Below are 439 nucleotides of genomic sequence, written 5' to 3'. Positions count from 1 at the left end.
TTTCAAATCTGATTGGCCGCCGACCGGCCCATAATCCTAGGACGTTCCATGCCGTGAAATTCCGAATTCCTGCGGAGGGATATTCCTTTTAGCTAAGTCCATAAATTTAGACACTCTTGTCTAATCCGTCAATCACCTCTATATAGTTTTTCATGAAGCACGACGTTTCTCCTGACAGCATCCCGCCACGCGGTCATGAGGCCAAGCGCGCCTCCATCATGGACGCTGCCGGCGAGGTGTTCTGCCGCGAAAGCTTCGCCGGCGCCAATATCGACATGATTGCCGCCGAGGCCGGCGTTTCGCGCCAGACGATCTACAACCACCACGGCGACAAGGAGAAACTCTTCGTCGCCATCGTCCGCGACCTCACCGAGCGCTGCAATGCCGGCATCTTCGCCACCATTTCCACCTTTCCGGACCAGCCGAAGGATCTCGAGGC

At 56.0% G+C, this 439-nt stretch carries 1 protein-coding gene; it reads left to right on the top strand.

What is annotated here, in order from left to right; all coding sequences use genetic code 11:
- Nucleotides 1-152: 152 nt before the first annotated feature.
- The coding region (locus EOA85_RS37005; protein WP_164760218.1) for a TetR/AcrR family transcriptional regulator at nucleotides 153-439 on the top strand (287 nt) is incomplete at its 3' end.

Origin of the sequence: Mesorhizobium sp. M5C.F.Ca.IN.020.29.1.1 (assembly GCF_003997375.1) — a bacterium.
GTDB classification, from domain to species: domain Bacteria; phylum Pseudomonadota; class Alphaproteobacteria; order Rhizobiales; family Rhizobiaceae; genus Mesorhizobium; species Mesorhizobium wenxiniae.
This window is presented reverse-complemented; position numbering and strand designations above follow the sequence as displayed.